This window comes from Pseudomonas sp. R38(2017) (genome assembly GCF_002112395.1).
Classification (GTDB): Bacteria; Pseudomonadota; Gammaproteobacteria; order Pseudomonadales; family Pseudomonadaceae; genus Aquipseudomonas.
This window is the reverse complement of sequence record NZ_NEHN01000004.1, coordinates 192,792-206,007: the sequence shown is the minus strand read 5'-3', so window position 1 is coordinate 206,007 and position 13,216 is coordinate 192,792. Positions and strand designations below refer to the sequence as shown.

Sequence of the window (13,216 nt, the reverse complement as noted above, 5' to 3'; positions counted from 1 at the left end):
ACGTATAGCCAATCGTTAACAGGTCTGAAGCCTAAGATATATATCACCTATAGCCAACTCAACCATACTTAAACAAAAGCTTGATAACACCCTAAGATATTAATTATAAAAATTACAATTTTTCTGAGCCGCTAACAAGGGTGTTAAGTCTACTCTTTGCAATCATAACGAAATCTGAAATTTCCAGGGATGCTGCTGCAGCCTCAGCATGAAATTTTTCTTTTTTTGCGTAGGACTCGTTGGACTGTGTCAGAGAGCGGATTTCTTTGAAGTTCCCCCAAAAAATATTCATCTGTCCATAAATTTTCTCCATCACTCCTGATATATCTGGAAAATAAAGATCTGCAATAGCACGAGCCCCATCTAAAGATTCGCAGGAAAGCAGATACTTTTGGTCATAATCAGCCCCACTCAGCTCCGCTCTCCACATAATATCTAACGATGTCAATGAATACTCCCTAGCAATACGACTCAAGATCTTATGTGTATCGGTATAGCCACTGATAATAGTTGCACTGCGCTTATCTTCAGCCGCCGCCTTGATCTTAATTTCCTCAAGGCGTAACTGTGCTGCTTGTGCTTCCCTAGCGGAGCGAAGTTGTATTATAGATACCAGCCCACCTCCCATAATTGCCGATGCCGCAGCAACAACTGAGCTGAAGATTGTCGCATCCATTACTTATACCTCTTCGCTTAATTAATAAAACAATCATGACTCAAATATCGACAACTTCTTTATTTTCTTGAGTCAACGTTAGTAAAGGTGCCGCGCACTAAAACGGTTGCTTCCGTCATCGAAGGGCGTCAGGCTGGCGCTAGCTTCGCCCAGCGCGCTTTTACGCCTATACTCATCAGTTCAGAAGAGCAGCAATCGTGACGAAGTTAACTTTTCGGAAGATCGACGACATACAAATATGAGGCGTCATTATGGCATCTATCCCCTACAATATTTGGTACGATGAAACATACGATGCCATTTTCGAAATGGCAAACTGGGAAGAGCTTTCTGCAGACATCCCCAAAAAAGCTGTGTGTATCTACTCATGGATGCCTCACAGCCTTATGAGCACCAGGCATGTTGGAGGCAGGCCAAAGTGGTCATGCGTTTCTTTAAATGATGTAGAGAGTGCGACACTAAAAGTTAGTAAAGATTTTTCTGAAGTCAGTACTCTCACGCTACAAGAAGCAAATATCAAGGACTGCGAAAATATCATCCATAAAATACTTACAGCACTAATCCCGTTATTTGGCACTGTCGCAACCTCGAAATATTTACATTTTTCGGCACCTAAATTTTTTCCCATGTGGGATCGCAATATTAGGATCTCTCGCGGCCACGACGACACAGTGGATGGTTACATCGAGTACATGCAAGCCTTCAAGGAAGACTTGGAAGTTCCTAGCAAATTGCATGCTGCGCTAACTTTGTATCCTGAAAATCCGGTACGTGGATGGGACATGGCAAACATGCGAGGCCGCGTCACTTAAAGTAATTGGCAGGTGAAATACTCAACGCAATGAATTGGCATGGTCTATGGGCATGCCAAAACACCTATACTGCATCTCGCATCGATTTCGACTTCATCATGATTTCAGTCTGGAAATACGGGCGACCGTAAGCTTAGCTATGCTCTGAGTATTGACTTTTCGACGGGAGCAATTCTGCGGCGTCCACAATCCATGGTCGTGGACGGCTGTAATTTTGCCAACCCGCCGTGAGCCGCTAGTTTGCAACGCAGAACTCCTATGCTGAAGATATCAAACTGACACTTGTCAGATTTAACACGAACTACCTATGATCAGTTTTCCCTGTCGCAGGAGCGTGTTTTGTCGCATTCGGTCATTCGTAGTCCGCTCCCATTTGCCAAGCCACAGGTTTCACTGGGTGGCCGCTTCAAGGACATTTCAGGTGATTTGCTCGTGCTGTGGTACGGCACGTTCACGCCGAATAGCAGGGAAAAAACCGTTCCCCTCGTCAACGTGCATTTTCGGTCTGTTGATCCGGACGGTACGTTGGGAGCGTTCTACTCCGTTCCGATTGGGCTGCCTTATCTCAGTTTTTTCCAGATAGGTACTATCTGGCGTGCGGGCTTGATCAGTTCAGACACGTTTTCTGAGTCACTTCCAGCAGTGGAAGTGGATTTCAGCCCGCAGAGCTGGACGTATGTAAGGGCTTCGCAACTGGGACTGACCACTAGCAGCAGCCCTTACAAACTTCCGATGTCGGCAGACACCTGGCTGGTGGCATTGCATAGCGGAGTCGATGATCAGACCATCTTGATCCCTTGCGTAGAGCTGCTGATCCGTTTGTATGGACGCAGTTCCGAGACCAGCCGGATTCTGACCACTTATCCTTGGCAGGAGGTGCAAGCTCGCTTCTTTTTCGATCATGAAGAGACCTGGGCAAAAAACGTGGTGAAGCTGCAGCGTTCGGTGAGGGAAAGTGAGGCTGTATTTCTCAACCACATGAGGCATGACGGCTACACGAAAAGCCTGTGCCGTAAGCTTTATGCGGACCTTGAGTCCCAGTTCAGCAGCTCGCCAGTCTCGGACGTGCCCTTTGGCAATCTGCAAATTGCGCCCTGGTTTCAGGGACCCGCGACGATCAAGGGCAGCGGCTACTGGCTCAATAAAAAAACTTTTCTCTGCCTGCGTTTAACCGGCGCAAGTGAGCCTGATGGTCCGGAGCTTGAAATTCATCGTACGGAATACCACACAGAAAATTTCCAGCCAGGTGACGAGGAAGATCAAGGTCTTTTTATCACCCGCCCGACCATAACCTTGCCGCTTAATCAGAAGTTCGAGCTGACCAACGATTCCGGATCAGACCCGGATCTTGGAAGGCACATCCTGGAGCACGAGAGTTTTGAAGTACTGGGCAAGCGTCGGGCTACCAGTCGCTACGTGCATCACAAGCCAGGGGAGCGTGGTAAAAAAGTTCTTCCTACTGGCGAAACGGAAGTCTTGTCAGGTGGCGATCCTGGCGGCCGAGGTTCGGGGATTGGAAAAGCTGAAATCATAGACATGGAGCCATGGGAATCATCAGGCGTTCTGGTCGATGTATGGGTCGCACTGAATAAGCTGCAAACGTATTTTCCCACGGTGATCGACAGGGTCGAGTGGATGACGCTGGACGGCCAAAGGGGAACTCAAGCACCGGCCAAGCTGGTACCTATCAAAGAGTTTGAGGAGGACGAAACCGCAACACCAAAGCAAAGAGCCTGGGTCTTCCTCGACCCCAAATATAAAATAGTGCGTGGCGTGCAGATTCTGCGCATCGTCTGCGGCCAGCGTCATTTTTACCTCTTTGAAATTCAACGCCGATCTGGAAATGGGAAGGTCGACGGCAAAGCAACGGAACAGAAGGCGCAAGGGATGCTCATTGAACTATCAATGCCTTTCTCGCAAGCCCTGGTACAGCTAAAAATAGTGCTCGGTCTGATACGCTTTTTTGAAGGTGTATTTCGCGACTTTGTCGACAGCCTGGACAATCCCGGCGTGTCCTTCAATCACACCAAAACTAAAGGGGACGAAGTACTGCATCTCACTTGCATGAGGAACAATCTGGAGAAATTGGGTGTTAATTTTCCGAAACGTTCACCTCTTGGACCAAGGAAAGATGCCGCGGGTCAGGTACCCAATAGGTAACGCCATCCACGTCAACTAGCCAGCCGTTTCCGGTTGGATCCGGATTGGGTATAGCGATCTTTGCTTGGGCCGAACTCAAGCGATGAAAGTAGGCCAAGGAGCGTGAAATCCATGTGCGCTCTACATAACGCCCGCGGTTGGCAGCGATAGCCAGTTTTATCATCTGCGCCTCCAACCTGGAGCGCCTTGCTGCTTGGATTTTTTGCTTGTCGATTGCGATTAACGGCCTGCCTGCTTGTCGGGCATTGCAAAAGGTAACGAATCCCCAGAGGTTGCCTGCAATACCTGGCTTGATCTTCAAGAGGCGGTCCACATGACGTTGCTCGAGAACACTCGCTCCCTCTGATCGTGCCAGAAGTAGCAAGTGCGCTGCCGCGTTCAACCTGCCACGCAATGAAGCTAGTCTCAACCGTCTCATGCTTACCCGATGCTTCAGGGTTGTCAGATAGTCATCCAGCAACGCACGGTCCGCGCCGCACAACATGCCTGAAAGGATGTTACGCACCCGTTCATGCTCAACATGCAGCTCCAGTAACTCATCGCTGATCACGAATTGCTTTGCGAGCTTGTACCAACGGATAGGAGCTCGCGCCCGTCGCAGCCCTTCACATCCGATATGCTCCAGTAGTTGTTCGGCTGATGGCATCCCGGCCCACTGAGCATCAATCATTGCGAAGAAGTCAAAATGGCGATGGATGCTCAAGGCCGCACGCTGATGCCCACCTTTGGCGGCAAGCCACGCGCCAAATGCCAAGAAGTCGTCTACCACCGCCTGAGCACCCAGAGCATTCGCATCTAGCAGCAGGCGTTTTTGAAACGTCCTCGACCAATAGCAATTTTCACATTCCTTCCCCCGCCCGCCAGGAATTTCACAATGGCACTCGGTACAATGTGAACCGGAGGTCAGCATGCACTGTCGGCAAATCGCCCTGCCGTCTGCCTGAAGTACCAGCTTTCGATACCTGTGACACTGAGGGCACGTTTGCTCATTACACCGGGCGCAACGGGGGCAGCAACGCAATGTGCAATCGTCAATCTGGATATTCACCAAGCGCGTCGACAGTGCCGAGCATTTTTCACAAGGACGGGGAGCGTTGAAGTAATGGGCGCAAGAATTACAGGCCGGACCATAATCCGTCAGCTTACCGACCGGGCGACCAACGCGGGCGCACCTGACGCAAGGGCGCGCGCTCACACATCGACTGCATTCAGCCTGGGGATCGAACACAGGCAAGCGTGAAAAGTTACCGCAGCTCTTACACAGACCTCGCTTAAACAGCCGTGCATAGCACGTCGCGCAATAACGCTTTGCGGCGTGCACTCTTTTGGCCTTTGTCATCAACCTGCCGCATTCATCGCACCCGCTAGATTGGTCAAGAGTGGACATAGGCAAATATCTTGCGTTGCAGGCGGGCCCACTCACGTCCCACCGTTTTTCGGTTTGAATGCCAGTGGCGATCCTTCGGTGAAGCCTTATGGGCAGGGGTAGCCGCAGCTGAACACAACACCCCAGCCATTGTTCCGATCGCAGTTTTTTTACAGTTTCGTCCGAACATAGACACGGGCAAACGGTGTCTCGCGATTACCTGCGCGACCTGGTCAGGAGAGTGAGCGACCAATGGGGCCAACCACGCCATAAGTTGCATCCGCTCGCTCACCTCCAGCAGCTCCAAGGGTAAGCCACTACTCACCTTGTACCCGGATCCGAGCTCAACCCCCAGCTGACTCAGCAAGTTCAGCGTAGACGCACTACGGCTGCGCAATGCGTACCGCAACAGCGACACCAACAGATAGGCGTATTCAAACCACTCTTGCGCTGAGTCAGAACGGCCATACAGCTGATTGTCCGCCATTGACTGCAAAACCAGTGCATCAGGGAGACAGGGTTCTAGTTCTGATACAGATCCCAAGATTGCACCGCATGCATGGCAGGTGGAACAGTTGATTGCGGGCGGGACGAGCAAGTGAAGCTGGACAGGTGCGTGGCACCAGGGGCATCGACTGGACAGACTACAGCCATGAATCAGGCAACCGGTATGCCAAGCATAACGCCCTTGGAATCGCAAATAAGGTATCTCCTCAGCAAAGCACATCGGGCAATACTGAAGTCCGCAGGAATGCCGTCGGTTACGCATGCCTAACGAGAGTAACCAACGGGTATTGGCATGTCTGACGTCCACGCCGGAAAGGGTCTTGATGGCACTCTTGAACCGGTTCGCTGATAAAGCAACGCCAGGAAAATCCGCGCTATCAAACTGCCGCAGAAAACGCTCATCCAGCCCGCAATCCAGATCCTTTGTCCATAAACGTGCGCCTGGCCAGAGCGCTCCGCAAAAAGCCAACGGCGCGCAACCATGGGCAAGCGCATTACGGAGGAGCCACGAGGAAAGCAGCTCATCGTTCTGGATCGGTTGATACATCGGCCAACGGTTCACACCCGCTCCCGGATCCCGCGCGTAGGTTGCAGCCAGGCGTGCTTTTCAATGGTGGATTTAGTGATCTTCTCGCTGCCCGTGATGATCGCGTCCTTGGCACATTCCATGAGCAAGCGATGCAGATCACCTGTGTTCCCGCCAGAAATCGAGTGTAAAGCCAGCGCAAGCTCAGGTTTGCTGAGCACGGAAGCCTGTTGCAGTGGAAGAATCGACTCAAAAGATCTGATCAAGCGCTGAAACTCTGGAGACGGCTCCCAGCGGCGAAGAGCGACCACATCAAAACGACTGGCGTGCTGCGGATCGGTGTGCAGCACCCGAACGGCATCAGAGGTGCCCACACCTACGATCGGTATGGCCAGGGTGTTACACAGCAGCTTGAGAGCGTTCATGACCTCCCTTTGCTTGATTGCCGAGCCGGTCAGGAGCGAATGAAACTCATCGATCACCAACAGGCGAACATGGCACGAGCGGAACATGTGAACCACCTGGTAGCGCAATTTTGCTGTGGCATCACTGGCACGGTAAGGCGCCCAAAAACTCTCAAGAATCGAGATGTAGAGGCCTTTCTCATCAGCCGCGGGAGGAGACTCAACCAAAATCACGGGTTTGACTGGCTCACTCTGGGCGTTCACATAGCCTTGGCCGTACAGCTCCACAAATCGCCGAATAATGGTCGTCTTGCCATTGTTGGAGTCCCCGACCAGCAGCAGATTCGGCATTCGTGGACGAGAGGGGATCGTCAGTAGCGCCCTCATGGCACTAATGATTTCGTGCGCGGCGGGGTAACCAATCCACCTAGGCTCTTGGATAAACCGGATGCGTTCCTCATCAGACAGGCTCATGACGGCACGAAAATCTGGATGAATGTGCGGGTAATCGCTCATAGGATTTCCTCAAACACCTCGTCCATATCGTCAAGCAATCCCAACAAACCGTGGGGAATGATCGTTTTTGGCTCTAGGGGTGCTGGAGCAGCGGGCGCTGCGGGCGTTTTGTTTGTTTGATGGATTTTCTGTCGCTGGGCCAATCGACGCGTCTTTTTGGTGTGGGTCTTGGCGCTTTCCACCAGCTCGCGGTTCTCCATGATCAGCCGCTTGATGAGGTCATCGTCGATATTGGCCAGCCCCCGCTCGACGGCCTGCTTCTTGGCTGCGCGAAACTCCCACACACTGGTCGCCGGGAATGACTGATTGGCCACAGGGATCTTGAAGTACTGTTTCAGATGGGGATCGTAAAACCAGAGCTGGCTGATATCGCGTGGATCACGCCGAAAGATAAATTTGCGCGTCTTACCCGACTCATCCTTGGCGTTTATCCACGGTCTCAGCGCTTCGGAGTAGTACGTCACATCGAGTTCCACGCCGTAGTGCTGGACGGTTCGCTCATAAGCGGGCAGGAAGTCTCGTTGAATGGTGAAAGGGTCTGCTGGCCGCGGAGGCATGCCAATCGCTGGAGTGTCATCACGCCCTCCAAAAATGCCGACATTCCACTTATGGAGCGGACTCATGAAGATCTTCGAGTGATACTTGGCGTTGTACTTGAGAATTTCACGTACCAGCCAGACTTCAAATTCCGAAACGGTCAGCGCCGCCTGGGCGTCGGAGTCGATGCCTTCGCGCTGCTGGATATTGCTGAAAGTGGTGCCGGGCAGGCCATGAATGGCTTGCATAAACTTGCCCATCAGCCGTTCGATATGACCGCCGTACTTTGGCCGTTTGATGGGGCGGAATCGGTTCTCAATCCCGTAGTTGGAGCAGGACCTGCGCAGGCTTTCAGATCTGAAGTCAGCACCGTTGTCGCTGTGCAGAATGCGAGGAAAGCCCCATACGGGCCAATCACCTTCGATGCCGTGTGCAAGCAACCACTCTTCCTTGGGAATAATCGAATGCGCCACGCACATGGCGACGGAGATTACCGAGGGCGCGTCGATCGCCAGGTAGTAGCCCGTGATCATTCTTGAATGGACATCGATGGCCAGTGTCAGCCAGAGACGCCCGATGGATTTACGATGCACGTCGTCGACGACCATTACATCGATCGGCGTATGGTCGATCTGGACGACCGCGAGCGGGTACTCCGCGCCGGGAAACGCGCCAGGAGAAGGGGTGTATGCGTTGCGTGCTTTATCTGCAAATCCCCGACCACGAAGAAACTGGTTATCAGTGATACGGCTGATGCGCTGACGAATGGTCGACTCAGCCACCATAGGAACACCGCGTGCTTCGGCACGAATGCGAAATTCACTGATCGCCTTGCTGACCGTGGGACGTGTCTTGCTGAGATAATAATCGTGAATCACCTCATCGATGAGCGCATCGGCCTCGGCTGGAATACGGACGTTGCCAGCCTGCCAGCCGCGTTTTCTTGGAATTAGGGCCAGCAATTCGCCCCAGCTTTTGTAACGGTCCATCCAGCGGTAGATCGTCGCACTGTCCACCTGGTACAGCAGCGCGCGAGCCTTGATCTCGGCCTTGGTTCGAACAACTTCTCCAAGCAATGGCTCAATGGCCTCAAATCGCTTCTTCGCAATCGCCCATTGCTCCTCGGTGATGCTCTCGGTGTCGTAATTGACATAGAGGCCATCCAGCCGCTCTTGGGCAACCGGTTTGAGGCCTTCGACCGGCAACGCCGAGGCGCGACCGCTGTATACGTCAATTCCGACCACCGTCTTGAAGTCCAGTACCTGGTTGATTCGGTAGACGTCTTCGCCATAACGAACAAACGCATTTCGTTCGAGGGAAACACGTGCGCGATCAGGCACAAAAGCCTGAGGTTTTTCCTCGTGAGTATTTGTCTTATTCATGGCGAGGGGATCCAGACATCGAGAAAATCGTTCAGCGGCTGACGGATGTCGCAGTCGAGCTGACGCGTCGCGATCAGGTGCCAGATGTGACTGATGCCGCGCCCGCGGTAGATGCCGGCAAAATGAATCGCCAGCAAGTAGTGCACCGGCACTGATCCGGCTTCACGAACCGTTTGAACAACCCACTCACTCTCCTCACGTGAGAAGTCCATCGCTTTGTAGCGGTCGAGGAACTGGATGTTGGCAAGGCCCGTGTCACGAATTCGGGACTCATCGTAAATGTGGAAAGCCCATCCTTGTTCCCGCGCATATCCCCAGGCGGCTTTCCATTTCGGCAGCCATTTGCGCCAGTTTTTAACCCAGTGGTCGCGAGGTTTCACCTCGACCAGTAAAGGAACCGGGTAGTTACCAAACTGACGGTCACCCAAGTGGTAGTTGATAAGGAAATCAGGCGTGTAGGTATGGGTGCGCGCTCCGTCACCGTGAAAAGGGATTTGAACCGGCTGTGCGATCACGTCACACACCTGGCTGGAAAATGTCATTCGCGCTAGGAAATCACGCTCGAGCAAAGACTCATAGGGAATGCCATCGCCATTACGCAGTGGAAAGGTGCCGGAAAGGCTCCGTCGGGTGGGGGCAATGGGCCGGGTCTGCTGGTAGGAGCCGACGGGAATACGGTGGGTCTTCATGATGTTCACCTGGTCAACCGAATGCCAGGAATCATGCTTTGAGTGTAGGCCAAAAATGTCGGTAATTCGGCCCCATTCAGGGGGCGAAGCGTTGCATGACGAGAAATTTCGCCGACCCAAGAAGGCACGCTTGACCCGAAATTCTAGGAGGCCTACGGCCTCGGAGCTTCAGAGAGTGAAGAAGATGGTTCGCTACAGGGAAGGAATAAGCCTAATCGTCAATGCCCTTAGGAAATACGGAATCGAACGAAGCCGTAAAGTGTAGGCCCAGAAACGGCGAATCCCGCTCTAAGCGGGATTCTCAGCCGTCGATTGCATGCGTTCGACGGGGCAGGACGCTGTTACCTGACACTGGGCCATCTGACGGTCATCAGAAGCGGGATGCGATCCGAAGATCCCTGTAGCCATCCTGTAGTTCACGCCTAGGCGCTGACGAACAATAGTCAAACCATAATCACTGTGTCAATCGTGATGTCTACTAGTGGATCACGTAGATTCCCCAAGATCATCACTCAGCCTTCGTTCAGAACTGCCCTGACAGCGTCCAATCCATCAGCCCAGCTGGTGGCTCCTCATCCATGGCAAAAACGTGCTTTTAACGTTCAGGACACCGGGGACCTTTTACAGGGCTTTCCGGATACTCCAGGGCGCCACATTTGCCTAGAGTACGATTTTGCCCAAATGATGCGGGATACCTTCGGGATACTCGCATCTATTGCCAGCGCATCTGGACACAGCCGCATCTATTTCCGTATCCAGTCGCATTTATTTCCTCAGGTCGACGCATGAAAACGCGGGCGTCGGAGCACAACAGTCGCATTAATTAATAAAACCTACAGCAGCTCAAAACCGCAACCCGGCGAAATCACCCTCGCCCATCACGGTGTGCTGTTTCTCGATGAACTACCGGAGTTTGATCGCAAGGTGCTGGAGGTTTTGCGCGAACCATTGGAATCCGGCTGCATCGTGATTGCCCGAGCCAAGGAACGGGTGCGGTTTCCCGCAAGATTCCAGCTGGTGGCGGCAATGAATCCCTGTCCCTGTGGATATCTTGGCGAGCCAAGCGGCAAGTGCTCGTGTACACCGGACATGGTGCAGCGCTATCGCAACAAGCTGTCGGGGCCGTTGCTGGACCGGATCGACTTGCACCTGACGGTGGCGCGAGAGGCCACAGCGTTGAACCCGGCGGTGAAACCGGGAGAGGACAGTGCCAGTGCGGCGGCGTTGGTCGCCGAAGCCCGCGAGCGCCAGCAAAAGCGCCAGGGTTGCGCCAATGCGTTTCTCGATTTGCCGGGGCTGAAGAGGCACTGCAAGTTATCCACAGCCGATGAAACCTGGCTGGAGACGGCGTGCGAAAGGCTGACGTTGTCGCTGCGCTCGGCGCATCGGTTGCTCAAGGTGGCACGGACGCTGGCGGATCTGGAAACGCGCGCGGATATCAGTCGCGAGCATCTGGCCGAAGCGTTGCAGTATCGGCCGGCGACTCAGTAGGTGCTGAGTTTTGGGAAGGCCCAAACGCAAGCAGGCTCGCTTTCACAGGTCCAACACGAATCCTGTGGGAGCGAGCCTGCTCGCGATAGCTTTTTCAGAGACGCATCAGCGGAAGCGATCAACCTCGGAACGCAAATCCGCCGCCAGTTTCTCCAGCTCTTTAGCGGTTACCGCCAGATTGGAAACCACCTCACGCTGCTCACTGTTGGCCATCGCAATGCTCTGCAGATTGCTGCTCAACAGCGTCGCGGTGCTGCTCTGCTCCTGAGTCGCGGTGGTAATCGCCGCAAACTGCTGACCCGCCGAGCGGCTCTGCTCATCGATCCGCGCCAGTGCAGAAGCGACGTTGGCGTTACGCGACAGGCCTTCCTGCATCAGCACGTTGCCTTGTTCCATGGTGCTGATGGCGTTGCCGGTTTCCTGCTGGATGCTATGGATCATGCCGGAGATTTCATCGGTCGCCTGACGAGTGCGCGACGCCAGATTGCGCACTTCGTCAGCCACCACGGCAAAACCGCGACCCTGTTCACCGGCACGGGCCGCTTCGATGGCGGCGTTGAGTGCCAGCAGGTTGGTTTGTTCGGCAATCGAGGTGATCACGCTGACGATGCCGCCGATTTCCTGGGAGCGCTGACCCAGCGTGTTGATCACGGTCGCCGTGGTGTTCAGTGCGCCGGCAATCTGCTCCAGCGAGGACGACGCTTCTTCCATCGATGTGCGACCGATCTGGGTCTGCTGAGCGTTTTCCTGGGCCAGACGCTGGGTGTTGCCCATGTTGTCGGCAATGTTCAGCGACGTGGCGGAGAATTCTTCAACCGCACCCGCCATGCTGGTGATTTCGCCAGACTGCTGCTCCATGCCTTCATAGGCGCCGCCAGACAGGCCGGACAGCGCTTGAGCCCGACGGTTGACCTCTTCCGAGGCGCGGCGGATGTGCTCGACCATGGTCGACAGCGCCTGGCTCATCTGGTTGAAGGCGCGGGCCAACTGGCCGATTTCGTCATTGCTCGACACGCTCAGACGCACGCTCAGATCACCGGCACCCAAGGCTTCGGCCTGACGAACCAGATCACCCAAAGGCGCCAGTTTGCTGCGCAGCAACCAGACCACGGAGCCGACCGCCAGCAACATTGCCAGCAGACTGCCGATGGCCAGTTGGGTACCCACGCTCCAGGTCACCGCGCGAATCTCGGCCTTCGGCATGCTCGCCACCACCGACCACGGACCGCCTTCGAACGGCACGGCAATGCTGTAGAAGTCTTCGGACTTATCGCTCCAGAACCGGCCTTTACCCGGCGCTTTCGCCAGATCATTGATCACAGGAACCGCTTGATCCAGCGCCTGCACGCCAGCCGGCGCCACCAGCCATTGGTTCTTTTCGTCCAGCAGCGCCAGCGAGCCGGTCTGGCCGATGCGGAAGCGCTTGAGGTTGTCGAACTGGGCGTTCTGCGCGTCGGTGTAATCGAAGCCGACGAACAACACAGCAATCACCCTGCCGCTGCTGTCACGCACCGGGGTGTATTGAGTCATGTAGGAGCGATCGAACAGCAAGGCGCGGCCAACGTAACCCTGCCCCGCCATCAACTTCGCGTAGGCCGGGTGCGCGTGATCGAGCAAGGTGCCGATGGCGCGGCTGCCGTCCTGTTTGGTCAGCGAGGTGCTGACCCGCACGAAGTCTTCGCCGCTGCGCACGAACAGCGTGGCAACGCCCGCCGTCATCTGCTTGAACTCGTCGACTTCCTTGAAGTTGTTGTTCAACACTTCGCTGCCCAGGTGCAGGCCCGGAGTCTGGGTGCCCGCCACGCTGACCGGCTCGTCCGGGTGAATGCTCAGGCCTGCGCTGAAGCGCTTCTCGAACAGCCCGCTCAGGCGCTGGGTGCTTTCACGCAGCGTGCCGTGGAAGGTGCTCAACTGATCGGCGAGCAGACGGGCCTCGCTGGCCAGGTGTTCTTCACGGGTGGCGAGGTTGGCGGTGTCCAGCGAACGCAGGGCGAACACCGTACTGCCACTGATGACAACCGCCAGTATCACGGCGAGCGCAAGGCCCAGCTGCGAGGCGATCCGGGCGCGAGGTTGAGACATGGACAGCTCCTGGCCGAGTCTGCGGATCCTCCCTGATCGCGGCTCGGAAAATTCTAATAATGGGGGTG

10 protein-coding genes are annotated in these 13,216 nt (G+C 54.6%); 3 read left to right on the top strand and 7 right to left on the bottom strand.

Annotation, left to right across the window (positions count from 1 at the left end):
* Positions 1–112: 112 nt before the first annotated feature.
* Positions 113–676 (bottom strand): hypothetical protein, encoded by a 564-nt coding sequence (locus CAF87_RS10810; RefSeq protein ID WP_085731408.1) that lies wholly within the window; start codon positions 674–676, stop codon positions 113–115.
* A gap of 251 nt (positions 677–927) precedes the next feature.
* Here CAF87_RS10810 and CAF87_RS10805 point away from each other — a divergent pair, with 251 nt between their 5' ends.
* Both CAF87_RS10805 and CAF87_RS10800 read left to right on the top strand, forming a co-directional pair.
* Complete coding sequence (locus CAF87_RS10805) at positions 928–1,488, top strand: hypothetical protein (RefSeq protein WP_085731407.1); 561 nt, start codon at positions 928–930, stop codon at positions 1,486–1,488.
* A 339-nt stretch (positions 1,489–1,827) separates the two neighbouring features.
* The gene (locus CAF87_RS10800; protein ID WP_085731406.1) at positions 1,828–3,648 is read left to right on the top strand and encodes a hypothetical protein; all 1,821 of its coding nucleotides are present in this window, start codon (positions 1,828–1,830) and stop codon (positions 3,646–3,648) included.
* Here CAF87_RS10800 and CAF87_RS28990 read toward each other — a convergent pair.
* The 5 genes from CAF87_RS28990 to CAF87_RS10780 all read right to left on the bottom strand — a co-directional run bounded on the left by CAF87_RS28990 (position 3,581) and on the right by CAF87_RS10780 (position 9,575).
* Entirely contained in the window at positions 3,581–4,558 is a 978-nt protein-coding gene (locus CAF87_RS28990; RefSeq protein ID WP_139831713.1) for a hypothetical protein, read from the bottom strand. The genes CAF87_RS10800 and CAF87_RS28990 overlap by 68 nt on opposite strands.
* Before the next feature lie 463 nt (positions 4,559–5,021).
* Positions 5,022–6,068, bottom strand: coding sequence for a TniQ family protein (locus CAF87_RS29690; RefSeq protein WP_085731405.1), 1,047 nt, complete (start codon positions 6,066–6,068; stop codon positions 5,022–5,024).
* Positions 6,069–6,079: 11 nt separating this feature from the next.
* A complete protein-coding gene (locus CAF87_RS10790; protein ID WP_085731404.1) occupies positions 6,080–6,967 on the bottom strand; it encodes a TniB family NTP-binding protein in 888 nt (295 codons plus the stop codon).
* Complete coding sequence (locus CAF87_RS10785; protein ID WP_085731403.1) at positions 6,964–8,886, bottom strand: Mu transposase C-terminal domain-containing protein; 1,923 nt, start codon at positions 8,884–8,886, stop codon at positions 6,964–6,966. The genes CAF87_RS10790 and CAF87_RS10785 overlap by 4 nt, the downstream gene beginning before the upstream one ends.
* Positions 8,883–9,575, bottom strand: a complete 693-nt coding sequence (locus CAF87_RS10780; RefSeq protein WP_256576004.1) for a TnsA endonuclease N-terminal domain-containing protein — start codon at positions 9,573–9,575, stop codon at positions 8,883–8,885. Before CAF87_RS10780 ends, CAF87_RS10785 begins: the two co-directional genes overlap by 4 nt.
* An 822-nt stretch (positions 9,576–10,397) precedes the next feature.
* Between CAF87_RS10780 and CAF87_RS10775 the strand changes: the two genes are divergently transcribed.
* On the top strand, positions 10,398–11,066 hold the full coding sequence (locus CAF87_RS10775) for an ATP-binding protein (RefSeq protein WP_256576008.1): 669 nt from the start codon (positions 10,398–10,400) through the stop codon (positions 11,064–11,066).
* Positions 11,067–11,171: 105 nt separating this feature from the next.
* Here the strand turns inward: CAF87_RS10775 and CAF87_RS10770 are convergent, their stop codons facing one another.
* On the bottom strand, positions 11,172–13,148 hold the full coding sequence (locus CAF87_RS10770) for a methyl-accepting chemotaxis protein (RefSeq protein ID WP_085731402.1): 1,977 nt from the start codon (positions 13,146–13,148) through the stop codon (positions 11,172–11,174).
* Between the last annotated feature and the right edge of the window lie 68 nt (positions 13,149–13,216).

Bases quoted from the DNA above. Each gene is read 5' to 3' on its own strand.
- CAF87_RS10805 (WP_085731407.1), top strand. From the start codon at position 928: ATGGCATCTATCCCCTACAATATTTGGTACGATGAAACATACGATGCC.
- CAF87_RS10770 (WP_085731402.1), bottom strand. From the start codon at position 13,148: ATGTCTCAACCTCGCGCCCGGATCGCCTCGCAGCTGGGCCTTGCGCTC.
- CAF87_RS10785 (WP_085731403.1), bottom strand. From the start codon at position 8,886: ATGAATAAGACAAATACTCACGAGGAAAAACCTCAGGCTTTTGTGCCT.
- CAF87_RS10810 (WP_085731408.1), bottom strand. From the start codon at position 676: ATGGATGCGACAATCTTCAGCTCAGTTGTTGCTGCGGCATCGGCAATT.
- CAF87_RS10780 (WP_256576004.1), bottom strand. From the start codon at position 9,575: ATGAAGACCCACCGTATTCCCGTCGGCTCCTACCAGCAGACCCGGCCC.
- CAF87_RS10790 (WP_085731404.1), bottom strand. From the start codon at position 6,967: ATGAGCGATTACCCGCACATTCATCCAGATTTTCGTGCCGTCATGAGC.
- CAF87_RS28990 (WP_139831713.1), bottom strand. From the start codon at position 4,558: ATGCTGACCTCCGGTTCACATTGTACCGAGTGCCATTGTGAAATTCCT.
- CAF87_RS29690 (WP_085731405.1), bottom strand. From the start codon at position 6,068: ATGTATCAACCGATCCAGAACGATGAGCTGCTTTCCTCGTGGCTCCTC.